General features: G+C 64.4%; 19 protein-coding genes. 9 read left to right on the forward strand and 10 right to left on the reverse strand.

Annotated features, from left to right (window positions below):
- Window positions 1-63: 63 nt before the first annotated feature.
- The 8 genes from EF888_RS12965 to EF888_RS13000 are packed head-to-tail and all read left to right on the forward strand — an operon-like array spanning window position 64 to window position 10455.
- Window positions 64-1014: an ABC transporter permease gene (locus EF888_RS12965; RefSeq protein WP_109758194.1), complete on the forward strand. Its 951-nt coding sequence runs from the start codon at window positions 64-66 to the stop codon at window positions 1012-1014.
- Window positions 1007-1879, forward strand: a complete 873-nt coding sequence (locus EF888_RS12970; protein ID WP_109758193.1) for an ABC transporter permease — start codon at window positions 1007-1009, stop codon at window positions 1877-1879. The genes EF888_RS12965 and EF888_RS12970 overlap by 8 nt, the downstream gene beginning before the upstream one ends.
- 38 nt (window positions 1880-1917) lie before the next feature.
- Window positions 1918-2967, forward strand: coding sequence for an ABC transporter ATP-binding protein (locus tag EF888_RS12975; RefSeq protein WP_241239662.1), 1050 nt, complete (start codon window positions 1918-1920; stop codon window positions 2965-2967).
- 4 nt (window positions 2968-2971) lie between these two features.
- Window positions 2972-3946 carry an ABC transporter ATP-binding protein gene (locus tag EF888_RS12980; protein ID WP_241239663.1) on the forward strand — a complete coding sequence of 325 codons (975 nt, stop codon included), beginning with the start codon at window positions 2972-2974 and terminating at the stop codon, window positions 3944-3946.
- Between the two features lie 60 nt (window positions 3947-4006).
- Entirely contained in the window at window positions 4007-5407 is a 1401-nt protein-coding gene (locus EF888_RS12985) for an FAD-dependent oxidoreductase (protein ID WP_164721688.1), read from the forward strand.
- Window positions 5408-5429: 22 nt separating this feature from the next.
- The gene (locus tag EF888_RS12990; protein ID WP_109758189.1) at window positions 5430-6767 is read left to right on the forward strand and encodes an FAD-dependent oxidoreductase; all 1338 of its coding nucleotides are present in this window, start codon (window positions 5430-5432) and stop codon (window positions 6765-6767) included.
- Complete coding sequence (locus EF888_RS12995) at window positions 6764-8998, forward strand: GMC family oxidoreductase (RefSeq protein ID WP_109758188.1); 2235 nt, start codon at window positions 6764-6766, stop codon at window positions 8996-8998. The genes EF888_RS12990 and EF888_RS12995 overlap by 4 nt, the downstream gene beginning before the upstream one ends.
- A complete protein-coding gene (locus EF888_RS13000; RefSeq protein WP_109758187.1) occupies window positions 8995-10455 on the forward strand; it encodes an aldehyde dehydrogenase family protein in 1461 nt (486 codons plus the stop codon). The genes EF888_RS12995 and EF888_RS13000 overlap by 4 nt, the downstream gene beginning before the upstream one ends.
- Before the next feature lie 949 nt (window positions 10456-11404).
- On the opposite strand, the gene EF888_RS13005 is transcribed toward EF888_RS13000, so the two are convergent.
- The 4 genes from EF888_RS13005 to EF888_RS13020 form a co-directional block, all read right to left on the reverse strand.
- Window positions 11405-11827, reverse strand: coding sequence for an SLOG family protein (locus tag EF888_RS13005; RefSeq protein ID WP_109758186.1), 423 nt, complete (start codon window positions 11825-11827; stop codon window positions 11405-11407).
- 659 nt (window positions 11828-12486) lie between these two features.
- The gene (locus tag EF888_RS13010) at window positions 12487-15291 is read right to left on the reverse strand and encodes a virulence-associated E family protein (protein WP_164721689.1); all 2805 of its coding nucleotides are present in this window, start codon (window positions 15289-15291) and stop codon (window positions 12487-12489) included.
- A gap of 117 nt (window positions 15292-15408) precedes the next feature.
- Window positions 15409-15654, reverse strand: coding sequence for a helix-turn-helix transcriptional regulator (locus tag EF888_RS13015; protein ID WP_206508305.1), 246 nt, complete (start codon window positions 15652-15654; stop codon window positions 15409-15411).
- A 735-nt stretch (window positions 15655-16389) separates the two neighbouring features.
- Window positions 16390-17475, reverse strand: a complete 1086-nt coding sequence (locus EF888_RS13020; RefSeq protein ID WP_109758183.1) for a tyrosine-type recombinase/integrase — start codon at window positions 17473-17475, stop codon at window positions 16390-16392.
- Between the two features lie 280 nt (window positions 17476-17755).
- Here EF888_RS13020 and EF888_RS13025 point away from each other — a divergent pair, with 280 nt between their 5' ends.
- Window positions 17756-18763, forward strand: a complete 1008-nt coding sequence (locus tag EF888_RS13025) for an LLM class flavin-dependent oxidoreductase (RefSeq protein ID WP_109758182.1) — start codon at window positions 17756-17758, stop codon at window positions 18761-18763.
- Window positions 18764-18765: 2 nt separating this feature from the next.
- Here EF888_RS13025 and EF888_RS13030 read toward each other — a convergent pair whose 3' ends face one another.
- The 6 genes from EF888_RS13030 to EF888_RS13055 all read right to left on the reverse strand — a co-directional run bounded on the left by EF888_RS13030 (window position 18766) and on the right by EF888_RS13055 (window position 25740).
- Window positions 18766-20655, reverse strand: coding sequence for a bifunctional sugar phosphate isomerase/epimerase/4-hydroxyphenylpyruvate dioxygenase family protein (locus tag EF888_RS13030; protein WP_109758181.1), 1890 nt, complete (start codon window positions 20653-20655; stop codon window positions 18766-18768).
- Window positions 20652-21503: a shikimate dehydrogenase family protein gene (locus EF888_RS13035; RefSeq protein ID WP_109758180.1), complete on the reverse strand. Its 852-nt coding sequence runs from the start codon at window positions 21501-21503 to the stop codon at window positions 20652-20654. The genes EF888_RS13030 and EF888_RS13035 overlap by 4 nt, the downstream gene beginning before the upstream one ends.
- Window positions 21500-23020 carry a tripartite tricarboxylate transporter permease gene (locus tag EF888_RS13040; protein ID WP_109758179.1) on the reverse strand — a complete coding sequence of 507 codons (1521 nt, stop codon included), beginning with the start codon at window positions 23018-23020 and terminating at the stop codon, window positions 21500-21502. Before EF888_RS13040 ends, EF888_RS13035 begins: the two co-directional genes overlap by 4 nt.
- Window positions 23020-23583 (reverse strand): tripartite tricarboxylate transporter TctB family protein, encoded by a 564-nt coding sequence (locus EF888_RS13045; RefSeq protein WP_109758178.1) that lies wholly within the window; start codon window positions 23581-23583, stop codon window positions 23020-23022. Before EF888_RS13045 ends, EF888_RS13040 begins: the two co-directional genes overlap by 1 nt.
- Before the next feature lie 111 nt (window positions 23584-23694).
- A complete protein-coding gene (locus tag EF888_RS13050; protein ID WP_109758177.1) occupies window positions 23695-24699 on the reverse strand; it encodes a tripartite tricarboxylate transporter substrate binding protein in 1005 nt (334 codons plus the stop codon).
- 117 nt (window positions 24700-24816) lie between these two features.
- On the reverse strand, window positions 24817-25740 hold the full coding sequence (locus EF888_RS13055) for a LysR family transcriptional regulator (protein WP_109758176.1): 924 nt from the start codon (window positions 25738-25740) through the stop codon (window positions 24817-24819).
- Between the last annotated feature and the right edge of the window lie 100 nt (window positions 25741-25840).

Genomic DNA, 25840 nt, shown 5'->3' on the forward strand with positions numbered 1-25840 from the left:
ATCCGAGGCAACACTGATCGGGCACCCGTGCGCGGGTGTCCGAAGTGAAAAGGTCCAAAGGCAATGCGAAACTTCTACGTGCGCCGCGTACTGACCGCGTTGGTGGTGCTGTTCATCGTCAGCGTGATCTCTTTCTTTATCGCCTTCGTGCTGCCAGGCGACACCGCCACCGCCATGCTCGGCGAAGAGGGTGGTCTGGATCCCGAGCGGTACGCTTACCTGCGAGAGCAGCTAGGGCTGAACAAGCCACTTGTGGTGCGCTACTTCGAGTGGGTCGGCGGTGTGCTAACGGGCGATTTCGGCGTCTCGCTCCGCACCAACGAGCCCATCGGGCCAGCGCTGCTGCGGCGGCTCGGGCCAACCATGCAGTTGGCGATGATGGCCATGGTCTTCGCGGTCTGCGTCGCGATTCCGGTGGGTGTCGTCGCAGCGGTCAACAGCCGGACCTGGGTGGACACGGCCGGCACCCTCCTGGCGCTTACGGGCATTGCAATTCCCGCATTCTGGCTTGGCATCATGCTGATGCTGTTTTTCGCGGTCTGGCTGAAATGGCTACCGCCGTCGGGCTACGTGCCAATCTGGGAAAACCCGCTGGAATCTATTCGACTGATGATCATGCCAGCCATCGCCTTGGCCTCTGGCCTGATGGGCGTAATCATTAGGCAGGTGCGCGCCGCAATGCTGGACGTGCTGACCGAGGACTTCATCACCGCCGCCCGCAGTAAGGGCATCACCGAGCGGCAGGTCATCCTGCGCCACGGTCTGCGAAATTCTCTGCTGCCGGTGGTCACGATCATCGGCCTGCAGATGGGGCATGTGATGGCGGGCGCGGCAGCGCTCGAGGTTGTATTCTCGATCCCCGGGCTGGGCCGTCTGGCGGTGGATTCCATCTTCTTCCGCGACTTCACCATGATCCAGGCGATCATGCTGCTTTTCGCATTCATCGTGCTGCTAAGCAGCTTCGTCACCGACATGGTCTACGCGCGCCTCGACCCGAGGATCCGGTATGACTGATGTGTCCACACATACCCCCCACTACGTGCCGCGACCGCGCACGACCCGGGGCCTGCGCAGCCCTCTTGGCATCCTCGCACTGGTGCTCGTGGTTCTGATCCTGGGTGTCGCGATCTTCTGCGGGCTTATCGCGCCATACGATCCGAACAAGCAGGACTACAATGCCTTCCTGGAAGGGCCTTCGGCGGCCCACTGGCTTGGAACTGACCACCTTGGCCGAGATCTGCTGTCGCGTCTGATGTACGGTAGTCGGGTCGCGCTGATGGTCGGGTTCGGCGCCGTCGGCTTCGCGATGTTCTGCGGCGTCACGCTCGGCCTTCTTGCGGGGTATTCGCGCGGGTTCCTAGACGATGCGATCATGCGCGTGGTGGACGCGATCCTCGCCTTTCCCTCGGTCATGCTAGCGCTGGGCATCATGGCGGCGCTCGGGCCCGGTCTGAGTACGATCATTATCGCCATCGGCATCGCCGACATGCCGCTATTCGCCCGTCTTACGCGCAGCCAAGTTCTCTCGGTGCGAGAGCGCGACTTCGTCACGGCCGCGTTGGCGATGGGCGCCCGTGCCCCCCGCATCATTATACGACACATCCTGCCGCATATCCTCGGCCCGGTCATTGCTTTGGCGACCCTGCAGGTCGGACACGCTATCCTGATTGAGGCCGTGCTCTCCTTCCTCGGGCTCGGGGTGCAGCCGCCCACCGCCAGCTGGGGCGCAATCCTGAAATCCGGGTTCGACTACCTTGAACTGGCTCCCTGGATCTCCGCGTTCTCTGGCCTCGCCATCCTGATGACGGTCCTTGGAGTTACGCTCCTCGAGGACGCGCTGCGCGAGCAGATGGATCCCAAGTCCGGTGCCAAGACATGACAGTATCCGGTCCCGCCCGTTCGCCCGATCGTCCGCTCTTGCACCTGGATGATCTGCACACCTCCTTTGCCCAAGGCGCCATCGTGGCGGTCGAAGGGATTGACCTGCGCGTCGGTGCCGGAGAGTCGGTTGGTCTGGTTGGAGAGTCAGGGTGCGGCAAGTCGGCTGCGGCGAAATCGATCCTGCGGCTGCACGATCCGCGCAATACCCGCATCGGCCCTGGACGCATCCTGTTCGAGGGGCGAGACCTCCTGCAACTTTCTGACGAAGGCATGCGGAAGATCCGCGGACGCGAGATCGCGATGATCTTTCAGGATCCCATGACCGCATTGGATCCGGTGATGACTGTCGGCGACCAGATCGCCGAATGTCTCGACGCGCATGAGCGTCTGTCCGCCACGGCTCGGAAGGCGCGCATCCTAGAACTGATGAAGCTGGTGGGCATCCCCTCGCCCGCCACCCGGATGCGCTGCTACCCGCACCAATTCTCAGGTGGGATGCGGCAGCGGATTATGATTGCAATTGCGTTGTCTTGCCGACCGAAACTGATCCTTGCCGACGAGATCACTACCGCGCTGGACGTGACGCTTCAGGCTCAGGTTCTGGAACTGATCCGGTCCCTACGCGACAGCATGCAGCTGGCCACAATCATGATCACCCACGATCTGGGCGTCGTAGCCGGCATGACCGACCGCGTCTACGTGATGTATGCTGGCCAGATCGTAGAGACCGCAGCAACGGATGACCTGTTCGCTCGTCCTGCCATGCCCTACACGTGGGGACTATTGCGTTCAGCGCCCGATCTGGAGGCGCCGGTTGTCGAGCGCATGGTGCCGATAGAGGGAATGCCGCCTAGCCTGGCGGACCCTCCTTCGGGCTGTCGGTTTGCCCCGCGCTGCCCCTACGGACGAGAAATCTGTGAACGCGCCGCGCCGCCACTCGCACCCAATCCCGTCAGCGGACCAGAACATGCCGCCCGCTGCTGGGGCACGCAACAGGTCAAGGGCGGCGGTTGGCTGATCGGGCATGACTGGCGCGCGCCGAACAGTGACACGCCGACTTCGGGAAAGGCGGGGACGAATGCCTGACACATTGAAGGTTCAGGAGAAGGCCCAACCGCTGTTGAAAGTCACCGACTTGGCGGTCAGGTTCGGTGAGGTGCGTGCGGTCGACGGTGTCAGCTTCACGATCGCGCCGGGCGAGACGCTGGGGCTCGTGGGCGAGTCCGGATCGGGCAAATCAACCGTAGGCCGCGCGATCCTTCAGCTGGTCCGCAGCAGCGGCGGTACGGTCGAACTGGACGGCACCGACCTGGGCGCTCTGAACGGCGAGCGTCTGCGGACCATGCGCCGGAAAATGCAGGTCGTGTTTCAGGATCCGCGCGGCTCGCTTGACCCGCGCATGCGGATCAGTGCGATTTTGGCGGAACCATTGGTTATCCATGGCCTCCGCGACAAGACCGCCATGGCCGACAGAGTGCGCGATCTGATGCGGCTGGTGGGCCTGCACGACGACATGGCCGACCGGTTCCCGCACCAGATATCCGGCGGGCAGGCGCAGCGTGTAGCCATAGGCCGGGCGCTGGCGCTTGAGCCTGCGCTGATCGTGGCGGACGAGCCCGTCTCTTCGCTCGACGTATCGATCCAGGCGCAGGTGATGAACCTTCTGGCTGACCTGCGCGCCTCGCTGGGGCTGTCGATGCTTTTCATCGCTCATGACCTTGCCGTCGTCAGGCACATCTCGGACCGTATCGCGGTGATGTATCTGGGCCAGATCGTCGAGCTGGCCCCGCGCGACCGGATCTACGCCAAGCCACTGCATCCATACACGCGGTCGCTGTTATCGGCGGTGCCGGTTCCCGACCCGGCGCGCGAACGCGCCCGCAAACGTATTATTCTTGAGGGAGATCCGCCCTCCCCGGACAATCCGCCGCCGGGCTGCCCGCTCAGTTCCCGGTGCGCCCTACGCCGGGAACTGGGCGACCCGGCGGAATGCGAGAAGCGCCGTCCAGCCCTGACCGAGACAGCACTCGGCCATCACGTCGCCTGTCATTTCGCGCGGGAGTAGCGCTGCCGTGCGCAACTACACCCGTTTCTCAGACATCCCAAGACCATGAGGCAAACGACCATGACATCAGCCCTTACAATTCGCCACCACGACGTGGTCGTCGTTGGCGGCGGCGCCGCCGGGATCGCCGCGGCTCACGCGGCCGCCAGCAACGGCGCCGATACGCTGCTGATCGATGCCGGGCCCATGCTGGGCGGCGAGCTGTTGTCCGGCATTCCTATCGACGGCTGCCTCAACACGCGGGGAGAGTGGATCGTTGGCGGGTTTCTCGACGGTCTGCTGGAAGAGTGCAAAGCGCTGGACGGTTTCGTCGGCGCCTTCTTTGACTGGCGCACTATTTGGGTCGTTTGCTGCGACCCCGAGACCATGAAACTGGCCGTCGCGAGGCAACTGGACAAGGCGGGGACCAAGATCCTGCTAAACAGCTTTGTCGACGAGGTCGTCACTGATGGCGGTCGTGTCAAAGCGATCTCTGTCCTAAACCGGAACGGGCGCACGCTAATTTCCGCTGGCACATTTCTGGATTGCTCGGGGGACGGCGACCTCGCCGTTGGCGCGGGCGCCGAATTCCTCAGTGGCGACGGCAAGGGCGCATATCAGCCTGTTACCATGGTCTTCCGGATGGCAGGCGTCGACAGTGACCGCCTGATGCAATTTGCAGAGGAGGAAGAGGAAAACCTCGCGCTGCGGGAAAACCCCTGGATCAAGGAAACGCGCGAGGAATGCCTGCGAGCGTTGATCAAGCAGGGCTATCCCAAGCTGTTCCTCAAGGCCGACGGCCCGCTGATGGCAAAATCCATCGAGGCGGGAGAGCTTTATCCCACGGCCCTGATCGGGGTCACGCCGGTGTCGATGCGCCGCCGCGAGGTGGCCTTAAATACGACCCGTGTGGCCAACGTGGACGCGACAGACACCCGCGCGCTCAGCGCGACGATGCCCCAGCTGATCGACCAGGTCTGGAATTGCCAGAGCTTCATGCGCAAGCGCGTGCCGGGCTTCGAGAACGCTGCCTTCGCCGGGATTGCCCCCCGCATCGGTATACGCGAAACGCGGCGGATCGTGGGCGAAGAGACGTTGGACGGCGACGACGTGCTGGCGGCGGTGAAGCGCACAGACGGCATCGCCAAAGGCGGCCACCACGTCGACATCCATGGCGGGGGCACCGATCAGGTTCGCAAGCCGATCCGAGACGGCGGGTCCTATGACATCCCGCTGGGCTGCCTGCTGCCCAAGGGGATTGAGAATGTAGCCGTCGCCGGGCGCTGCCTGTCGGCCGACCGACAAGCGCATGGCTCGGCGCGAGTTATGGGCACCTGCATGGCAATGGGTCAGGCCATCGGCACCGCCGCAGCTATCGCCAGCGACGGAAATGACCCGCACCCGGTGCTGGGCGAGGTGCCGCTGTCTCGGTTGAGGGAGAGACTTCTGGACCAGGGCGCCATTCTGGACGGCACACATTAACGAACGAGGAAGAGGTCAGGACATGGGCAACGCGATCTGGGATATTGATACTGACGTTCTGGTTGTCGGAGGGGGCGCCGCGGGCGTTTCTGCGGCGGTGACTGCCGCGCGGAATGGTGCGCGTGTCACTATTGTGGACGGCGCGCCGATGCTGGGCGGCGAGTTGCTGACCGGTCGGCCAGTCGATGGTGCAATTGCGCTGGACGGGCGGCGGATCCTGGGCGGGTTCGCGGACGACCTGCTCAGGGGCTGCGAGAAATTCGACGGGCGAAGCGCGGTGGTTTGCGATTTCGACCGGCGGAACGTCATTTGCATGGACCCGGAGGCGGCCAAGTTGGCATTGACCGAGCTGGTTTTCGGGTCCGGGGTATCGGTCTTGATGTATACGGCGGTCGACCAGGTGGTAAAGGATGATGAGGGGCGCGTGCACGGCGTGATCGTGCGCAACAAGCGCGGCCGCAGCTTGATCCGCGCCAAAGTGACTATCGACGCCAGTGCTGAAGGCGACGTGTTCACGACGTTGTCGAACGCCGTGCAGGAGGATGGCGTCTATGCGGATACGCGGAAGGTCGACCTGACGATGCGCATGTCCGGCATTGACGCCGGCGCGCTGCTTGCCCGGGCTAGCGAGACGCCGAGCAACTTCTCTCTGCTGCGCCATACGCGGTTCTCGGACCGCTCCGACGCTTTGTCGAAGTTCCGCGAGCAAGGAGTACCGATCCTGAAGGTGCCGCGCGAATCGCCGCTCCTGTCGGGGGCGATGGGGCCGGGCGGCCGGCTGCCGGATTTGGAGGCAATCGAGATCGCGCCGACCTCTGCGTTGCGGCGGGAAATTTACGTCCGCGCGGCAAATGTGCAGGTTCCGGCAGATCGCACCGTCGAGGCTGCGAGCGACAACTACACCGGCTTGCACGCCCAAATAGAGACGATCATCGCCTTCCTGCGAGAGAGCCTACCGGGGTTCAGCGAAGCCGGCCTTGCCGCCGTCGCACCTCAGGTAGAGTTCTCGGGTGGCCGTTATGCGAAGGGCGATGTGGTGATGGACACCGCGACCGACGCCGGAGCGCCGGTCATTGCACTAGGATGCGGGGTCGCGGATGCTGAGATCTTCGGCATTCCGTTCGGCAGCCTGCTGGTGAACGGCACCGACTGCCTGCTGGTTGCCGGCAGCCGGATTTCCGCCGCACAAAGCCGGCGCGCCGATACACGCGCGGTCGGGACCTGCATGGCAACGGGACAGGCAGCCGGCCTGGCGGCTGCCATGACCGCCGAAAGCGGCGGCTCCTTGCGATCTCTGGACGCGCACGCGCTGCGCAAGCGGCTGATGGATCAGGGCGGCGTGCTCGAGGCGACGTCGTGACACCACTTCCGGACGTTACGCCGGCCGAAGGCTACGCGACGCTCGGCCCCGGGGAAGCGGCAATTCTGTCCGCCGCGGTTGCGGTGATGTGGCCCGCGGATGCAGCAGGACCAGATGGAGCTGCGCTAGGCGTGGTGCGCTATGTCGACCGGGCGCTGGCCGGGGCGGAGCAGGCGGCGCGGTCAACCTACACGGAGTGCCTTGCCGCGCTTGACCATGTGGCGGTTTCGGCCCACGGCTCCAGGTTCGCAGAGTTGCCGGCCGATGCGCAGGTGACCCTCCTGGAACGGCTGTCGAGGGGGGAGCTCGGCATCGATGCACAGCGCGAGACGTCGTTCTTCTCAATCCTCCGGCGCCACCTGACCGAGGGCCTGTTCGCCGATCCGGTGCATGGCGGCAACCTCGATTGCGGCGGCTGGCGATCGATCGGCTTTCCGGGCGTCGTGCTGTCTCACACCGCAGAAGACAACCTTGGCGCCTCCACCGATCCCGGCGAGGGGCCCATTCCGTCCCTGAAGGACGTGATAGGCGAACCCGCCCCTCGCGCAGCGCCGCCCAAGACGTCAGCAGAAAACATCGACGCGGCCGACGTTGTGATTGTGGGCGGTGGCGGCGTCGGAGCTCTGGTCGGCCCGTGGTTGGTGCAGGCGGGTTTGAAGGTGGTGATCCTCGAAGCCGGGGAGCACCGCAAAAGCGACCGCAAGCGCCCGGACGAACTGACCTATGCATACTACTGCCGTGCGGGGTTCGGTGAGAAATTCAACTCCGAGGTACCCACATGGTGCGACGGCGAAGGCGCCGATCCCGTGCCGATGCCGTTCTCGCTTGGGCGCATGTGCAACGGCGTCGGCGGTTCGCTAGTGCATTACGGGGCGCGTTTGCGGCGGATGCATCCGCACCAGTTCCGCATGCGCTCCACCCTGTCCGACCTTGGCCGGCTCGAGGGGCTGGACGACGATTGCACCGTGGCTGACTGGCCCTTGGACTACGACGCGCTGGAGCCGCATTATGAGGCACTGGAGCAGCTTGTCGGGATCGCCGGCGCCGACACGCATCCATTCATCCCGCGCCGCACCGGCTTGCCGATGCCGCCCGCGCGGGAGTTCGCCGTCGGTGCCTTTTTCGAGAAGTTCGCTAGAGGGCGAGGCTTGCACCCGGAACCGGTTCCGGTCGGTCAGAACACCGTGCCCTATGCCGGCCGCCCTGCCATGGAGTATTCGCCCTGGGGCGAGGGCACGGGCTGCCCGGGGGCCGCGCGCTGGATGCCCAACGATGACCTGCTGCCCGCGGCGCTAGCAACCGGGGGGCTAGGCCTTCGTACGGGCGCCCGAGTCCTGCGCATTCGCACCGACTCCAGCGGCCGTGCCAGCGGCGTAGACTTTGTCGACGCGCAGGGCCGCGAACGGATTCAGGTGGCGCGCGCGGTGATCCTGTCGGCTTATACCTTCGAGAACGTGCGTCTAATGTACTTATCGGGTGACAGCGCGCACCCCGATGGTCTTGGCAATTCTTCCGACCAACTCGGACGCCATTTCATGACCAAGCAGTTTCCCAGCGTCTATGGCAGCTACCCGGGGCAGCAGTTCAACCGCCATACCGGGCCGGGCGCACAGGGGTTGGTAATCGAGGATTTCCTGACCTCCGACTTCCTCGCCGCTTCGGGACTGGCCGGGGGCGGCACCCTATCGGTCGAGAACCAACTGCTGCCGATCCAGATCGCGCGGGAACCGCTGCCTCCCGATACTCCCAATTGGGGAACCGAATGGAAGGCACATGTGCGGGCCTGGAACGAGCGGCTTGCCATCCGCATCCAGACCGACACTCTGCCCTATCGCGACAACAGGCTGACACTGGATCCGCTGCGTCACGACACGAGCGGGCTTGGGCTTCCGGTGGTCCGGGCCACCTACCGCATCCGTGGTCACGAGAACCGCCTGTACCAGCGCATGATCTTCGAGGCTGAGGATCTGCATCGCGGCTTGGGGGCAGCGCGTGTCTGGCCCGGTCCTGTCTTTACCGGGATCGGAAGCTGCCATGATCTCGGCGGCTGCCGGATGGGCGAGGATCCCGACGTCACAGTCGTTTCACCTGATCTCGAGGTGCACGACACACCCGGCCTGTACGTTATGGGAGGCGCGGTGTTTCCCTCCTGCCACGCGGTGAACCCCACGCTGACGATCTGGGCGCTTTGCCGGATGGCCAGCCAGAACCTTGCCAGGAGGCTCACATGAAGCTGCACACGTCACTGGATCATCTCGGTTCGGTGATCGTCGGTCACCGTATCGGCGGCCAGACCGTGCCGGGAGAGGAGCGGCTGGAACTGGCCGATCCCGCGCGTGTTGCGCGGCTGACCGGATCGCCGGATGGCGGCCAAGATTGGATCGACGAGGCCGTCGCGGTGGCCCGCGCCGCACTGAACGGTCAGTGGCGCGCTACTAAGCCGGTCGAGCGGGGACGGCTGCTGACGGCGATCAGCCGGGCCATCGCGGCTAACGAGGACCGAATTGCCGCGATAGAGACCCTTTGCATGGGCAAGCCGTTGAAACAGGCGCGGGGCGACGTGCGGACCGCGGCGCGCTTCTTTGAGTACTACGCCGGCGTCGCAGACAAGATCGAGGGCGAGACGATCCCCTTGGGGCAGGGAATGCTTGCCTGGACAGAACTGGAACCCGTGGGCGTAAACGCGCAGATCGTGCCGTGGAACGCGCCCTTGGCCATGCTGGCGCGCGGGCTGGCCCCCGCACTGGCGGCAGGCTGCACCGTGGTCGCCAAGCCGGCCGAAACGACACCCCTAAGCGCGCTGATCCTGTCCGATATCTGCACAGCTGCCGGGCTGCCGGATGGGGTTCTCAACATCGTGCTGGGCGGGCGAGACACAGGCGCGGCGTTAAGCGGGAATGCGGATGTGGACCACGTGACCTTTACCGGGTCCGTTGCCGCCGGCAAGAAGGTGATGGCCTCGGCCTCCCAGCACCTGGCCTCAGTGACGCTGGAGCTCGGAGGCAAGTCGCCGTTGGTAGTCCTGCGGGATGCCGACCTAGACCGTGCCGCCGATGGCGTGGTGCGCGGCATTTTCTGGAACGCTGGACAGATCTGCGCGGCCTCGGCACGGCTAATCGTGGAAGCGCCGGTGGCCGAGCCGCTTTTGGACAAGGTCGTGGAGCGGGCGAAGAGACTGACCTTGGGTCATGGATTGGATGATCCGGACCTTGGCCCGCTGGCATCAAAGGCGCAGTTCCACCGGGTTGGCGACGCCCTGGTCCAGGCTGAAAGGGACGGCGATACGGTTCTGCTTGGAGGCAAGCCAGCCGAGGTTACCGACTTGCCCGGCTATTTCTATCCTCCGACCATCCTGCGAACCAGGCCCGACAGTCAGGCCTCAAGGCGAGAGATTTTCGGCCCAGTACTCGCCGTGTCCGAGGTGCCGGATGCTGCGGCGGCCACCGAATTGGCGAACGACTGCGACTACGGGCTAGTAGGCGGAATCTACACGCGCGACATGGATCGCGCCCTGGCTTTCGCTCGCGCGTTGAACGTCAGCCAGGTTTTCGTGAATGGCTATCTTGCCGGCGGTGTGGAAACCCCGGTGGGGGGACGCAAGGACAGCGGTTTCGGGCGCGAGAAAGGACTGCGCGGCCTACAGGCTTACCTATCTACCAAGTGCACAACTGTCACATTCTCGGAATAGGGTAACGTCCGGAGCGGCGTGATAGTTCTTTGACGAACCTGGTGACGCCGTAGCGGATGTCTGCGCGTGCCCATGCCCATTCGGCGGGCACGAAAGCAATCCGCTCCAAGATGGTGCTCGCTAACAACCCAGCCGGGACCGGAAACGACCAATATGTCGGAACCGGTCAAAGAGGCTTCGGACGTTCAAGGCCTGCCACTTCTCGCCCGGCCGCATCGCGGGCTTTTACAGCTCTAGTGCTTCCTCAATTCGCCAGTGATCGGCTCTCGCTCCTGCCGTGCAAACAGTTCCATGATGCCGGCCGTCAGTGTCGTTCGCTTTCGGCATGTCGCAGGCCCGGAAGGTAGCACCCATCTCTGCCAGTGAGCAGAAAAACAGCGTTGCGAGCAGGTCGCTTGGGTCCTTCCTAATGGGTGGGGGCCTCCGGGGGTTGCGCTGAGCCCCGGATCTCGCCAATTTTTCGGATATGTCAGCATGACAGACCTATTTCTGGGGATTTCCCCCACAGCTCCCCCACAATGACCCTCGGCTTCCTACACCCAGCATACCTCCCCCAGAAATTCCCCACAGCATCCCTGAGAAATGGGACGGGGTGGGACGGGGGTGGGACGGGGGGGCCGTCCCAGCATTTCCCCCTTTATTTTCAACTACTTATACTACTCCAAATCTATGGGACGGGGGTAAGAGGGTTAAGTGCTGGCTTCCAGCGAAAAGTGGAATAGGGGCCTGCCCCATCGCTGTGGGGGCCCTCGGGGAGCCCTGTCTTCGTCGGGACGCCAAAAGTTGCCCTGACCCCCGTCCCGGCCGTCCCACCCCGTCCCGGACCTTATAAATAAGGGCTTTCAGAGCATAGGGGGCCCGTCCCACCCCGTCCCAAAAAAAGAGGACCTGATTTCTCAGATCCCCCACAAATCCCCCACACGGACCCCCCTTCTGTGGGGGATCGCTCTCAGGGGGAAATCTCCCTCACAGGGACTTTCTTGCCGATGCTCTGGTAGATCATGTCTGCGGTCCCGGGGCCCCCGGGGAAGGCGATGACGAGCGTCGGTTTCCCCACAACAAGCATCTCGGTATTTCTCCGGGCCCCCGCAGAGCGTCCCTGCGTCTTCCACGCGGCCCGGAACTCACGATGCCCGGCGGCGTACAGCACGGCCCAGACCTTCCCGAGAAAGTCGGCGCCGCGCGCCCCGCCTTGGATGATGAAGACGTCCCGATCTCGGAAAGGGGCCATGACCTCCTGCACCCGGTCCCAGTTGTTATAGTCGCGGCCGCCGCAGATCTGGATGCGCTGCTGCGGCCCGGCAGAGCACATCTCGTCGATCAGCTGGCTCTCCCCTGCCCCGCAGACGGCACAGACGGCGTAGCCCTTCACGACTACCTCGGCGGGCGCGTTCCGGTCCTAGAGCGACCAGAGGGCATGGGTGTAGCGAAAGTCGTCTGGCATCTGGACCTTCCAGCCCCTGTGCAGGGCGCGCTTGTGGAAGTCGTCGACGGTCAGCCCCCTCGCCCACTACAAGATGGGGACGGTCCCACCGATCCGGCCATCGAGCAGGATGGCGCCCGCGACGAAGTGCGGGGCTACGACCCGGATCAGGGCGCGGCGGCCGCGCTCACCCACGGCCAACAGCGCGGTGCCGGTCCCGGGGCTCTCGCCGGGCGAGCCGTCCGGGCGCTCGATCTTAATCTTTGGCGAGACGAAGCAGATCAGGTCGGCCCGGGGCGCGAACTCCTGTCACCACAGGGCCGAGGTCCTGTCGGCACGAGGCGATCCCATTGCCGTGCTCGAAGAACTTCGTCAGCCACGCGACCTTGGTCTTCTGGTGCCCGAACGGCGGGTTCATCCAGATGAAGCCGTGCCAGCCTGTCTCTAGGCTGTCTCCAGGCTGTCTCGGTAAATCCGACAGTCGCAAGGCCCATGAAGAGGGCTGAACTGGTCAGCGGCCACATCCAGATCGAACTCTTCCCCGAGGGCGTCGAAGAGGTGGGCCGGGGTGAACCAGTCGTCGGACTTCCCGGCTGCCTCGTAGGCGCTCACAACAGGTCCTCTGGGTTCGGGGTCATATCATTCCGGGTGGGCTCCGCCTCGCCCGTAGAGGTAAAGCCGCGTTTCAGGTCTTCCTTGGTCACGGCAGGAAAAATTACCCAGCGACGTCTCTTTCCGCCGACGTAGGGTCTGGTGTCGCCGTGGATGAAACCTTGCTCGACAAGGTGCGAGACAACCTTCTCCCATGCCGAGTCCATGATGTTGTTCGTCAAAGGACTTTTACGGAGACCGAGCGCCGCTTCAAAAGCGTGTTCCTGAGCGAAGGCGACACGCTGGACCAGCGTGTCCTCCGAGAGGCCGCCCGGAAGGTCGATGAGTTCGGCGGTGTCGCGCTCCTGCTCGTGGAAGATCGTCGCGAGGGTGACAGGCTGCGTCGCCCAGTCGAGGACTGCTTCCGACCAGTTCTCCCACATCTCTTTCTGTCGGGCGCGCTCCTGAAGCCTCTTGGCCTCGCGCAGGGCCTCTCCGGTCAGGGTGAGGGGCAGATCGCCGTTGTACTGGCGTCGCATCTGGTCGTACTCGTGGACGGCCTGCGCCCAGAGCTGATCGCGCTCGGCGAGCACACCGCGCAGGTCGATGCTGTTGACCTCGCATCTGACTGGCCAGTACGAGCGGTTGCCCGTGGGGTCACGGAGGTACTTGGAGTCGTTGGTCGTGCCCCAGATGACGTTCTGCCGGGGGAAGCGCGTCAGCTCCCGGCCATAGGCTTCCCGGACGTCGTCATCCTGCCGTCGCATGAACTGCTTCGCGGCGTTGTGGTCGGCTTTGTGGAGAGAGGACAGCTCGGGCAGCTCCAAGGCCCACTTGCCGGAGGTCTGCTCGGCGACCTCGCGCCTGTTGCTCAGATCGCAGTCGATCTCGCCGAAGTAGTCCGAGCCATAGATGACCTTGATGAGCGTCGACTTCCCGATGCCCTGCTTGCCCTCGAAGATCAGGGCGTAGTCGAACTTGCACCCGGGGGTCTCGATCCGGGCGATGCTGGCGATCAGCATCATCCGGAAGGCCATGGCCGTGTATTCTGTCTGCTCGCAGCCGACGAAGCGGTGCAGGAAGGTCCCGATTCGGTCGACCCCGTCCCAGCCCGCCGAGCGCCATCGGCTGATCTTTTCCTTGATCGGGTGAAAGGCATTGTTTCGAGCGGCCAGTGCCACGCCACCGACGAGGTCGCGGTCGGATGATTTGAACCCGTAGCCCGCCTTTCCGGGGCCGTTCGGCGCTTCGATCACGGCGCGGATGCTCAGGTTATAGAAGTCCACCCAGAGCATCCCGCGCTCGGTGTCCGAGCAGACAACTGGCGGGATGGTCTTGCTCTTGGTCTTGATGCTCGCCAAAAGGACGACGTTCTGGGCGAACTCGTTGTAGGCGATCTTGCGGAAGAATCGCGGGTCATTCGTGATGATGGTCGCGATGTTGTGGAGGGTGGATTTTATCGACCCGTCTTGGCCCAGTTCCAGCTCGGTGGCGACCCAGTTCTCCGGCGGCTTTCCCGCCTGCTGACGCTGGTATCTTGGCAACTCTTCGGCCGTGTCCTCGACAGGGGAGCCCAGCAGGTCCGAGACGAAGTCCCGCTTGGCCTTGGCCTCTGCCGCCATCACCCGGGCATAGCCCTCGCCCAGCAGCTCGGCCGCGATCTCATCCGTGGTCGCCTGCTGCACCCAGCTCTGGTCGTCGTCATCCTCGAACATGGTGTTGAGGTCGTAGCGATCCTCGACGGACTGGAGGTTATAGCCCGGCTGGCTCCCGGCCCACTTGTTCATGGCCTTGACCGATTCCCGGTCCTTCATCGGAGTGTCGTCTTCGTCGTCGGCCGAGTTGAAGAGATGGCACCGGACCAGATCGTAGGCGTTCATCAGCTGGTCTTGAGCCGGATCAGAGCCATGGTGCGAGTAGACGAACTTGTCGTCGTAGACCACGGCGCCGCTGGTTGTGGTGCCCTTGATATAGGTCAGCCTTGTTGCCATACCTTCGTGGTAGTCGACGACCTCGTAGTAGTCCGCGAGGATGCCCGGCTCGCCCTTCTTGCCCTCGACAAGCTCGGTGATCGAGTAGGCCCGGCAGAAGGTGCCGATGGGGCTGTCTTTCAGGAGAGGGTCTTCCGCCTTCTCGGCTGACTCGCGCAGCTCTTGCTCGCCCTTGTAGCGTGGCAGGTTCGAGAGGTCTCCGGCGGTGCCGTTGATGGTCTCCCAGTCCGCGACCATCCCTTTCCAGTCCAACAGCTTACCCGGCTGCTGGTAGAAGACGTAGTGCTCGATCATGTTCGATGAGACGGTCGGCATGTACATCATCTGGGCGACCCGGGCGGAGACCTTGTCGATGTGCTCCATGTTTGGATCGACGATCTGCGAGAGGATGCGACAGACGGCAGGGTATTGCTCGGGCGGGATCGGTGAATCGGCGATGACCATGACCCGGAGCCGGGGCTTCTCGGGCGTGTGGCGACGGCTGCTGTGGGCGAAGAGGCAAATGCCGGGCACAAACTTTCCGGCCAGCAGGTTCTCTTGAAACTCGGGGGTCGCGTAGTCGACGTCCATGGTGACAAGATCGCGCGGCTGGATGCCGCGCTTGTTGCGGGTGCCGGTCTCGGTCTGCGCGGGCATGAACCAGCCGCCTACGCCCTTCAGGAACGCTTGCTTCCGGTCATGGAACGTCAGGTAATCGTGGAATTTTTCGGAGGTCGGAACAGGTGTCTCGAACCGCTTCATAAAATGCTGAAGGGGTTCCGACAGGTTCTTGGCTTTCCCCAGATTCGTCGCATCTCCGAGCGCGAAGCGGATCTGTCTGGCGGGAAACATGGGCTCTTCTCGCATCCAGGAGAGTCCTACTTGGAGAGACGGGCAGTTGCTCGCGCTTGCAGTGCCGACAATGCTGTGCCGCGCATGCAATCGCTGTGCTCGAAATCCGACTGAAAGCTACGTCGTCGCCTCGACGACGTTCTTCTCAATCCATGCATCGAGATCTGAGCGGCGATATATGACTGTGCCGGATAGTTTAACGAAGCGTGGACCTCGACCGCGGTTCGCGCTCATTCTAAGTTTTGCAAGCGTGGACTGCGGGATACAGGTGTACCGCGAAGCTTCACTCGGCTTCATGTTCTCGGGCAGGACATTCTCATCCACCAACTCGGGCGATGGACTTCCAGCTTTGATCGTCTGCATTCTCAGGTCCTCGTGGATGTTCAAGGTCTTTCGACAATATTCCACGAATGCAGACGCTTCCGTCCTCAAAGTTAAGCCGCTATCTTAAGAGACGTTATACTCTGACCTGCTCATCCTCTAGCAAAGACAGGTAGAACAGTTTCATCACCTCGCGATACTCGGCTCGCAGCGCCGTGTTTTCCCAGACACGCTGTATCTCAGTTGCCTCCACATTCCGCAGACGAGATTCCTTTATTCCCTTTGAAGCTATGTCAGCTAGGTGCGTCTTCTTACCGCGTATACCCCATCGGTCTCGATTTTTGCCCACAGGCAGGTCGTCATGCTGCTGCATCAATTCCTCAAGAAGAGCGAAAATGATGAAGTTGCGAGACCAATTTCTATCTCGGCCTGGACCGGGATTCCTTCTTGGACGCGTTCTTGGGTTTTCCAGATATGAAGCAACAACTTGGCCAAGCGGTTTAGGTACATGCACTCCTGCTCGAAGTCGCGTGCCAGAGGCGAACAAACATAGGTCAAAGACGTCTGGTTCTGTCTGTGCGCGTCTTGCGAAATCCCGAAGATGCCACGGCGAGAGAAGAACGTATTCAGGCTCAGTTTCGGACCAGCTTAATCGGAGCTGATACCAAGCACGGATCCATTCTGGACCATGCTTGACGAGATGGCTATCGACCATTCCGTCGACAATACGCGTTGCGAATTCGCACAACTCTCGTTGAGCAACTTTATCCATAGAGTTCAGGTTCCAGGTCTGTTGCTGCGTCGGCCAAGTTCGCTACAGGTTGTCTTCATCGCCGGCCTCAAAGCATCGAGAGAAGGTCGAACGTATCTTTGACCGGTGATCGAGAGCGGAGTGTGATTGAGGAGGCGACCCACGACTTCCTCCAGGACGCCAGCCTCCATGGCCACGGTCGCGAATGTTCTGCGGTGGCTATGAGGACTCCAATTGAGACGTTTGGGTCCCGTCAGACGGCCCTCCGGGCCTCTCGCGGCCGGAAACACCCACCGGCGGTGGAGTCCGCGGACAGGGGCGAGGATATCGTGATGAACTTGCAGGATTGGAAGATCAAAGCTTCGTCCGTTCTTGGTTATAGGCAGGTGAAGGCGGCCTTCGTGGACGTGTTTCCACTCGAGTTTCAGAGCTTCGGCTTTCCTGAGCCCAGTGAACAAAAGAAACTCGTAGAAGGTGACGTGGATAGGGTTCGGCAGCGCTTCGATCGTCCGGCGCCAAAGGACCAAATCCTCTATGATCGTACCCTCCGGTCGCTCCTCGAACCACTCAATGGCCAGAGTTGGGCATTCTGGAAGCTCCGAGGTGCGACGAGCGTGGTTCCAGACCGTACGAAAGTATTTGAGCGTGTGGTTGGCTGCAGAAGGCCTATTAGCCATCGATTGATGTTTGGCTACGACCATTCGCTTTGTGATCTCGTCGAGCGGCAGGCTAAGCCATTCCTTCAGGTGCAGCGCGAACTGCTGGCGAACACCGCTGCGATGTGCCTCAGACCGCAGTTTGGTCCGAGCCAGATAGACATCCATCGCACTTTCGAGAGTGGGCGCGCCCACTTGGATCGCCTTGCCGGCCCCCCTGCCCCATTCAAGGGCGAAGCCAAGGGCTGTCTGTCTCGCGGTCGCGGCAGAAATCATCGGATAGCGTCCAATCAGGACACGCTGCGTGCGTCCGCCGACATCCCGCTGGAAGTACCATGTCTTCGATCGCTTCCCCACAAAGAGGACAAAACCCTTGATCTCATTGTCCCAGTACTTCTGCGTACCTTTATCGGCCTGCGAGAGCTTGCTCGCGAAGGTCTCGGTGAGCTTGGGCATTTTGTCGGCTTTTTGTCGGTTTCTATAGCAAATCGTACGAACCGATGGGACACGATCGGAAAGTTCAATGTCAACAAAAATAATGAGTTAGAATGATCTGGAACGATCTGGAAAGGCCCAACATCTGGTTGGAAGGCTGAGGTCTTACCATTACACAACGCCCGCGTCGCTTCGGGGTAAGTATTGGATGGGGCATCCGGGGTCAAGCGCGGGCATGGACAGGGTTGCCCTTGGCGGAGCGCGCCACCGCCCCTAGGTCTGGGGGGAACGGAGATTCCAGATGCAGCATTATTCGCTTCTCGACCTGTCGCCGGTGCCCGAGGGACATACGGCGGCAGAGGCCCTCGCCAACACCGTCGAGCTGGCGCGCGCCGCCGAGCGTGCGGGCTATCGCCGCTACTGGCTGGCCGAGCATCACAACATGCCGGGCATCGCGAGTGCGGCCACCGCCGTGGTGATCGGTCATGTCGCGGGTGCAACGAAGACGATCCGCGTCGGGGCGGGCGGGATCATGCTGCCGAACCACGCGCCTCTCGTCGTGGCCGAGCAGTTCGGCACGCTCGAGACGCTTTATCCGGGGCGGATCGACCTGGGCCTTGGTCGCGCTCCTGGCACGGACATGGCGACGGCGCGGGCGCTCAGGCGGCACATGGTGCAGGAGGACAGCTTTCCGCAGGATGTGATCGAGCTTCTGGGATACCTGGGCGATGCCGACGCAGGCGCAAAAGTGCAGGCGTTTCCGGGAACGGGCACGCATGTCCCGATCTGGATCCTCGGCTCGAGCCTTTATGGCGCGCAGCTCGCGGCGCATCTGGGGCTGCCCTATGCCTTCGCGTCGCATTTCGCGCCGGGCTATCTCGAACAGGCGGCCGAGACCTATCGCGGCATGTTCCGCCCGTCGAAGTGGCTTGACCGGCCGTGGTTCATGATGGCGGCGGGCGTCTGCGCGGCTGTCACGGATGCCGAGGCCGAACGTCTGCGGTCGTCGCAGATCCTCTCCTTCGCGCGGCTGCGGTCGGGCCAGCCCGGCAAGCTGCCGCCGCCCGATCTGGCCGCCGTCGAGGCATTGCCGGAGGAGGTCAAGGCGCAGGTCGCGGGGGCGTTGGCCTGCTCGGCGACGGGGTCGAGAGAGACGGTGCGGCGTCAGCTCGGCGATCTGGTCGAGGCGTTCCAGCCGGACGAGCTGATGGTGACGGGCATGATCCACGATCACGCCGCGCGGATCCGCTCGTTCGAGATCGCGGCCGATGTGCTGCGCGAGATGGTCGAGGTGCGCGAACCCGCCTGAGGTCAGTGCTTCGGCATTCCCCTGCCCCGCCCCAGCCGCTTCTGAGCGGCGATGCGGAAGGGGGCGTTCGGCGCGCCGTAGCCGTCGTAGCTGCCGGTTCTCTGCACCACCTCGAAGAAGAGGCCCCCCGCGAAGGGGCGGCTGTAGAACTGGAAGAAGGCGCCGTCCGCGTCCTCGTCGTAGAGGATGTTGAGCGCCTTCAGCTCTTCGATCCGTTCGGGTGGCAGCGGGAAGCGGGCGGCGAGATCCTCGTAGTAGTTGCCGGTCATCGGCAGAGGCTCGAAGCCCGCCTCCGCCATTGCGCGGGCGGCGGCGAGGATGTCGTCGGTGGCGAAGGCGACGTGCTGGACGGCCCCGCCGAAGCTTTCGGCGAGGAAGGCGCCCGCAAGGGTCCGGTGCGTCTCGGCTCCGTTCAGCGTGATGCGGAGGCTGGCGTCGGGGGTGCGGATCGCCTGGCTGCGGACGAGGCCGTCGGGGTCGATCACGTCGACCATGGGCGCACGGTCCATGTCGAAGATCGCGGTGTAGAACAAGGCCCAGCTCAGCATCTCGTCGTAGTTCATCGTCTCGGCGACGTGGTCGACGCGCGTGAGACCCGCGCCCGAGGGGGCGGGTCCGTCACCGCCCGTGAATTCGACGGACCACACGTCCGAAAGGCCGCTTGCCTCGTCGATGAAGTGCAGGACGCTGCCGCCGACGCCGCGGATCGCGGGGATGTCGAGCTCGCCCGGGCCGACAGGCTGGCGGAAGGGCGAGGCGGCGAGGGCCACGGCGCGGGCGACGGTATCGGCAGCGCTGTCGACGGTCAGGCCCAGGTCGCAGATCGTGGTGCCGTGGTTGACGTAGGCGGCGCTGGCGAAGCCCGTCGTCTCGAAGTTCAGGACGATGCGGATGTCGCCCTGCTGCCAGAGATCGAGGTCCTTCGCGACGTGGCGGCCGACATGCGTGAAGCCCATGCTGCGGAGAAGGGCGGCCAGCGCCTTGGCCTCGTCGCCGCGGGTGGCGAATTCGATGAAGGCGACGCCGCCGACGCCGACGCGGGGAGGCAGGTCGGGCAGCTCCATCGCCACGTCCGGCTCGGTCCGGCGCACGTCGTCCATGAGCGCCACGAGCGAGCGGTAGCCGTCGCGGGCCAGCCCCTCGGGGCGGCCGCCGCGGAACTGGTCGTTGAAGATCTCGAGGCTGACGGGACCGTCGTAGCCCGTGGCCGCGACGGCGCGCATGAAGGCGGTGACGTCGAGGTCGCCCTCGCCCGGCATGTTGCGGAAGTGGCGCGACCAGTAGAGCAGGTCCATCTGGATCAGGGGCGCGTCGGCGAGCTGGACGAAGAAGATGCGGTCGCCGGGGATGCGCCGGATCGTCTCGGGGTCGATGCCGCGCCCGAGGGTGTGGAAGCTGTCGAGGATGAGGCCCACGTTCGGATGGTCGGCCCGGCGCACCACCTCCCAGGCGTCGCGGTGGTCGTTGACGTGACGCCCCCAGGCCAGCGCCTCGTATCCGATGCGCAGGCCCCTGCCCTTCGCGATCTCGCCCAGCTCGGCAAAGTCGTCGGCCATGCGGTCGACGCCGCCGAGGGCCTGCGGATGGGTGGAGGAGCAGATCAGGATCAGGTCGGTGCCAAGCTCGGTCATGGTGTCGAACTTGTGCTTCGCCCGGTCGAAGGCGCGGGCGCGCAGGTCGCCGGTCAGCCCCTCGAAGTCGCGGAAGGGCTGGAACAGGGTGATGTCGAGTCCGTGGTCGCGGATCATCGCGCCGATCTCGCGCGGGGTGCCGCTGTCGGCGACGAAGTCCTGCTCGAAGATCTCGATGCCGTCGAACCCGGCCTTCGCGATAGCCTCGAGCTTTTCTCGCAGCGTGCCCGAGATCGAGACGGTGGCGATCGAGGTCTTCATGCGATCTCCTCGGCTTGGGCGAGGTCGGTCCTCAGGCGCTCTTGGTCCAGCGGTCGGCCTGCGAAGTGCGCCCAGGCGTCGACGCCCTGAAAGAAGAACAGCTCGTAGCCCGAGATGACCGTCAGCCCCTCCGCGTCGGCGTCTTTCAGGAACTGCGTGTCCCGGGGGGTATAGACCGCATCGAAGGCCCAGGCAGCGCCGGTCATGGCGTGCGACGGGAGCGGCGTGCCGTCATAGCCGACCATGCCCACGGGCGTGCCGTTGAGAAGGCCATCCGCGCCCTGCGCGGCAGTGAGGGCGTCGGAGGCGGTGACGATCTTCGCCTCCGTCCCGGCGGCGCGCAGGTCGGCCGCCAGCGCCTCGGCCTTGGCCGCGTCGCGGTCCACGAGGCGGATCTCCGTCGCGCCCAGGGCGACCAGGCCGAAGGCCAGAGCGCGGCCCACGCCGCCGGTGCCGATCAGGCAGGCCACGCCGGGCGCGGTATCGCCCCGGACGCCCCGATAGGCGGCGATGAAGCCCGAATAGTCGGTGTTGAAACCCCGCGGCCCGCTCTTGTCGAACAGCACCGTGTTTATCGCCCCGATGGCGCGGACAAGCGGGTCGGGGATCGCCACCTTTCGGGCGGCCCGTTCCTTGTAGGGGTAGGTCACGTTGATGCCGCGATAGCCCCGGCTCGCGCAGCGGTCGAAGACCTCGTCGAAGTCCTCGTCCAGATCCTTGGGCACCAGCCGGTCGTAGCGGACGCTCAGGCCGGTCTGCTCGCCCGCGAGGCGGTGCAGGACGGGCGCGCGCGACCGGGCGATGTTGTCCCCGATCAGGCCGAGCCTCAGGTCGGGATCTCGGGTCATTGCGGGGTACTCCCTTCACGGTGTCCGAAGATCCGCGTCTTGCCGCGGGCCCAGAGCGGCGTCTGCGACAGGAAGATGAGGATCACCGAAACGAACAATACCAGCGACAGCGGACTGGTGACCACACCGTAGAAGAACCGGCCCAGGTCCTCGCGTTCTGAAATGATAGCGCGACGCCAGTTGTCGTCGAGGAGACGCGACAGGATCACGCCCAGGATCACTGGCCCCAGCGGGTAGCCGTAGTGGCGCATGAAATAGCCGAAAATCCCGAAGCCCAGCATCCAGTAGACGTCGGTGATCGAGTTGTTCACCGCGTAGGCCCCGACGATGGACAGAAGCATGATGAGCGGAATCAGGACCGAGCGCGGCATCTCGACGATTTTGGTGAAGAGCCTGATGCCGGTGAGGCCGAAGATCAGCATGAAGACGTTCGCTGCGACCAGCGAGCCCACGATGAACCAGAACATGTCGGGCTGGTCGATCATCAGCATCGGCCCCGGGTTCAGCCCGTGTATGAAAAGCGCGCCGATCATGATGGCGGTCACCGCGTCGCCGGGAATGCCGAGCGTGATCATCGGGATGAAGGCTCCGCCGACGGCGGCGTTGTTCGCCGTCTCGGGCGCCACCAGCCCCTCCATCGCGCCCTTGCCGAAGGGCACCTCGGGGTTCTTCGTCACGCGCTTGGCGTGGTCGTAGGCCATCAGGGCAGCGATGTCGCCGCCGGTGCCGGGCAGCGCGCCGATGACGACGCCGATGGTCGAGGTCTGGAGCGAGAGCGGCAGGTGCTTCCTGACGGTGGCGAGCGACGGCACGATGCGGGTGATCTTCTGGCGCACCGCGTCCCGGTCGACGTGGTGAAGCTGGAGCAGCGCTTCGGAGACGCCGAACATGCCGATCATCACGGCGATGAACGAGATGCCGCTTTCCATGATGCGCAGATCGAAGGTGAAGCGCTCGGCGAAGGTCAGGGGGTCGCGGCCGACCGCGCCAATGGCGATGCCGAAGGCGCCCGCGAAGATGCCCTTCACCAGGCTGCCCTGGCTGAGCGAGCCGACGAGGAGGATGCCGAGGACGGCGAGCAGCATGTAGTCCCTTGGCTGGAACCTCAGCGCGAAGTCCGACACGAGCGGGGCGGCGAGTGCGAGAACCGCGATGCCGATGAAGCCGCCGATGAAGGACATCACCGTGGTGACGCCGATGGCGGTTCCGGCCTCGCCCCTCTGGGCCATGGGATAGCCGTCCATCGCGGTGGCGATGGCCGAGGGCGCACCGGGGATGTTCAGGAGGATCGCGGTACGCGAGCCGCCGTAGACGCCGCCCATGTAGATGCCGATCATCAGGGCGATGGCCGGGTAGACCTCCCAGGAGAAGGTGAAGGAGATCAGGATCGAGACGGCCATCGTCACCGAAAGGCCGGGGATGGCGCCGACGTAGACGCCCGCGAAGGTGCCGACGGCGACGAGGATCAGAAGCTCGGGGTCCAGGAAGACCGTCAGGAAGGCCATGAGCGTTTCCATCACGCACTTCCTCCGACGAGGTCCCGGAAGACCTGGATGATCTCTCCCTCGGGGACGATGCCGGCGGGCATCAGGACCGAGAAGACGATGCGGAAGATCAGCCACACGACCAGAAGGCTGCCGAGCGAGACGCCGAGCGTCCAGCCCCAGCCCCGGCGCGAGAGCGCCTTGATCGCCACGATGAGGAACAGGGCCGAGGTCGGCAGGAAGCCGAGCGGCCTGAGCAGCAGACCATAGCCGACGAGGAGGGCCGCGACGAGGATGACGACGCCGGGCAGGATGTCCTTCGCCACCGTCTCGGTCGTATCGAGCGGCAGACGGCGGGTGCGGAGCACGACAAGTGCGGCCGTCACGACCATGACCGCGGTCGTCGCCATCGGGACGGTGCCGGGCGCGGACAGCGCCTTGAAGCCCGAGATGCCGTAGGCGCTCCACATAAGGACGAGGCTGGCGCCGAGAAGGAAGAGGCCGAAGACCATCTCGCCGGGGCGGCGGTGCGTCGGCTCGCCTCCGGGGGTGGCGTCGGACGTGCCATCGTGGTGGTCGGGGTCGATGAGGTCCATGCCGGTCTCCCCTTGGCGGCGGATGCGGAAGAAAGGGACGGCACCGCGCGTCACGTCGGACGGCGGCGCCGGCAGGAAGGGGCGGCCCCTTGGGACCGCCCGGTCAGGCCGTCACTCGCCGGGGCGCGCGATCCCGAATTCCTCGGGCGAGGTCTGGGTCAGGCCGGCGTCCTGGAGAAGCCAGGTCGTGCCCTGCTGCCAGGTCGAGAGGAACTCCTCGGCCTCGGCGCCGGTGAGGCCCAGCATCGTGAAGCCGCGGTCGTCCATCAACTGGACGAAGTCCGGGTTCTTCGCGCCTTCCGCATAAGCTGCCTGGAGCTTGGCGACCACGTCCTCGGGAGTGCCGTTCTTGACGAAGACGCCGAAGAAGGGGCCCCAGGGGAGGTAGGTGTCATAGGCTTCGTTGAACTCGGTCACGATGGGCGCGTCGGGCAGCTTGGCGTTCTTCTCGACGTCGAAGATCGCGAGCGGCTTCATGTTGCCGGCGCGGATGCCCTCGATGGAGGCGCCGAGAACGGCGGGCATCACATCGATGGCGCCGCCCTGGAGCGCGGTCAGCGCCGGGCCGTCACCGTCGTAGGGAACGGCGATCACGTCGAGGCCGCCCTCGACCGTCGAGATCATCGCGGTGATGACCGAGGGCAGGCCGCCGGGGCCGGTGGCGCCGAAGCGGACTTCGCCCGGGTTCGCGCGGATATAGTCCATCATGCCAGCGTAGTCGTCGAAGGGCGCATCGGGACGCGCGACGAGGACGGGCGTGCCGCGGGCCAGGATCGAGATCGCGGTGAAGTCCGAGTAGTCCTTGTCGCCAAGGCCCATGACCTTGTAGAGCAGCGGGTTCTCGGCGCCCATCAGCAGGGTGTAGCCGTCGGCCTCGCCGTCCGCGACGGAGTTGAGCGCGATGGCCCCCACGCCGCCGGTCATGTTCTGCATGACGACCGTGCCGCCGAGGGCTTCCTCGGCATGGGGCGTGACCGAGCGCATGACGGTGTCGGTCGACCCGCCTGCGCCCCACTGGATGATGCCCTGGATTTCCTTCTCGGGGTATTCGGCGAAAGCGCCCGTGGCGGAAAGGGCGATGGCTGCGGCGACAGCGCCGAGTGCGAAACGTTTCATGGATGTCCTCCCAGACATGGCGCCGCCGACCTGACAGCTGGCGCGACAATGGAGCTATGATCGGGCTTCGGGTGCCGTAACGTCAAATATCAAGTTTTGCCCATCGTTAACGTCGTGTTAATTGGCGGAGCGGAGACGTGGGCCTTCGGCGATGGCGCGCCCCAGCTCTCGCCGGAACTGCTGGATCGTCCATTCGGCGAAGCCGCTGAGGACGCGGCCCTTCTTGCGGACGACGTAGCTTCCGACGCGCACGTCCTCTTCCAGCGGCCGTCTGACGAGTCCCGGCATGTAGACCTCGGCCACCGAGAACTCGTCGATCAGGGCGACACCCAGCCCGTGGCGAACGAGGCTGACGACCGTCTGGGCGAAGCGCCCCCGCATCGAATGGCGGAGCGGGATGCCCGCCTCCGCGAAGGGCCGGGCCATGAGCGCGCCGTAGGGGTCGGCCGGGTCGACGCCGATGAGCGGTTCGTCCGCGAGGTCGCGCACCGAGATGCGCGTCTGCGCCGCCAGTCGGTGGCCTTCGGGAAGGATGACGACGAGGCGGCCCTCGGCGATCTCCTCGTTCTCGATGGCCTCGTTCTGGATCGGCGAGGACATGATGACGAACTCGCCGCGTTCCAGGAGGAGATAATCCACCGTCTCCTCGATCTTCAGGATGTTGAGGTCGATGAAAAGGTCGGCATAGCGGGCGCGCACGTTGCGCAGGACGCGCGCGGCGATGAACTGCGCGATGGAGGGGGCGGAGGCGAAGGCGAGGCGCACGTCCTCGCCCTTCTGAAGCGCGCCGACTGCGTGCTGGAGGTTCTCGACGCCCTTGTAGACCTCGCGCACCTGATCGAACACGCGGCCTGCCTCGACGGAGGGCACGAAGAGCCCCGCCTTGCGCTCGAAGAGGCGGATGCCGAGGGATTCCTCGGTGTGCTTGACGAGGCGGCTGATGCCGGGGGCCGAGACGTGGAGCATGTCGGCCGCGCCGCTGATCGTGCCCGTCATCATCACGGCGCGGATCACCTCGATCTGTCTGAGCGTCATTTCCATCGCCGGTCTCCCTCCGCAGACATTAACCTCAAGTTACTCCAAGGCAAGAATGAGCATTTGACGTTACTGGCCGCCCGCACCGATCATGCGGCCCGCAGCC

The organism is Silicimonas algicola (assembly GCF_003970735.1).
Taxonomy (GTDB): domain Bacteria; phylum Pseudomonadota; class Alphaproteobacteria; order Rhodobacterales; family Rhodobacteraceae; genus Silicimonas; species Silicimonas algicola.

What these genes read in the sequence shown, in the direction of transcription:
- EF888_RS13055 (WP_109758176.1), bottom strand. Translation starts at nt 25,740, where the DNA reads ATGGAAATGACGCTCAGACAGATCGAGGTGATCCGCGCCGTGATGATG.
- EF888_RS13030 (WP_109758181.1), bottom strand. Translation starts at nt 20,655, where the DNA reads ATGAAGACCTCGATCGCCACCGTCTCGATCTCGGGCACGCTGCGAGAA.
- EF888_RS12985 (WP_164721688.1), top strand. Translation starts at nt 4,007, where the DNA reads ATGACATCAGCCCTTACAATTCGCCACCACGACGTGGTCGTCGTTGGC.
- EF888_RS13000 (WP_109758187.1), top strand. Translation starts at nt 8,995, where the DNA reads ATGAAGCTGCACACGTCACTGGATCATCTCGGTTCGGTGATCGTCGGT.
- EF888_RS12970 (WP_109758193.1), top strand. Translation starts at nt 1,007, where the DNA reads ATGACTGATGTGTCCACACATACCCCCCACTACGTGCCGCGACCGCGC.
- EF888_RS12965 (WP_109758194.1), top strand. Translation starts at nt 64, where the DNA reads ATGCGAAACTTCTACGTGCGCCGCGTACTGACCGCGTTGGTGGTGCTG.
- EF888_RS12990 (WP_109758189.1), top strand. Translation starts at nt 5,430, where the DNA reads ATGGGCAACGCGATCTGGGATATTGATACTGACGTTCTGGTTGTCGGA.
- EF888_RS13040 (WP_109758179.1), bottom strand. Translation starts at nt 23,020, where the DNA reads ATGGAAACGCTCATGGCCTTCCTGACGGTCTTCCTGGACCCCGAGCTT.
- EF888_RS13035 (WP_109758180.1), bottom strand. Translation starts at nt 21,503, where the DNA reads ATGACCCGAGATCCCGACCTGAGGCTCGGCCTGATCGGGGACAACATC.
- EF888_RS13020 (WP_109758183.1), bottom strand. Translation starts at nt 17,475, where the DNA reads ATGCCCAAGCTCACCGAGACCTTCGCGAGCAAGCTCTCGCAGGCCGAT.
- EF888_RS13045 (WP_109758178.1), bottom strand. Translation starts at nt 23,583, where the DNA reads ATGGACCTCATCGACCCCGACCACCACGATGGCACGTCCGACGCCACC.
- EF888_RS13025 (WP_109758182.1), top strand. Translation starts at nt 17,756, where the DNA reads ATGCAGCATTATTCGCTTCTCGACCTGTCGCCGGTGCCCGAGGGACAT.
- EF888_RS13015 (WP_206508305.1), bottom strand. Translation starts at nt 15,654, where the DNA reads ATGCAGACGATCAAAGCTGGAAGTCCATCGCCCGAGTTGGTGGATGAG.
- EF888_RS13050 (WP_109758177.1), bottom strand. Translation starts at nt 24,699, where the DNA reads ATGAAACGTTTCGCACTCGGCGCTGTCGCCGCAGCCATCGCCCTTTCC.
- EF888_RS13010 (WP_164721689.1), bottom strand. Translation starts at nt 15,291, where the DNA reads ATGTTTCCCGCCAGACAGATCCGCTTCGCGCTCGGAGATGCGACGAAT.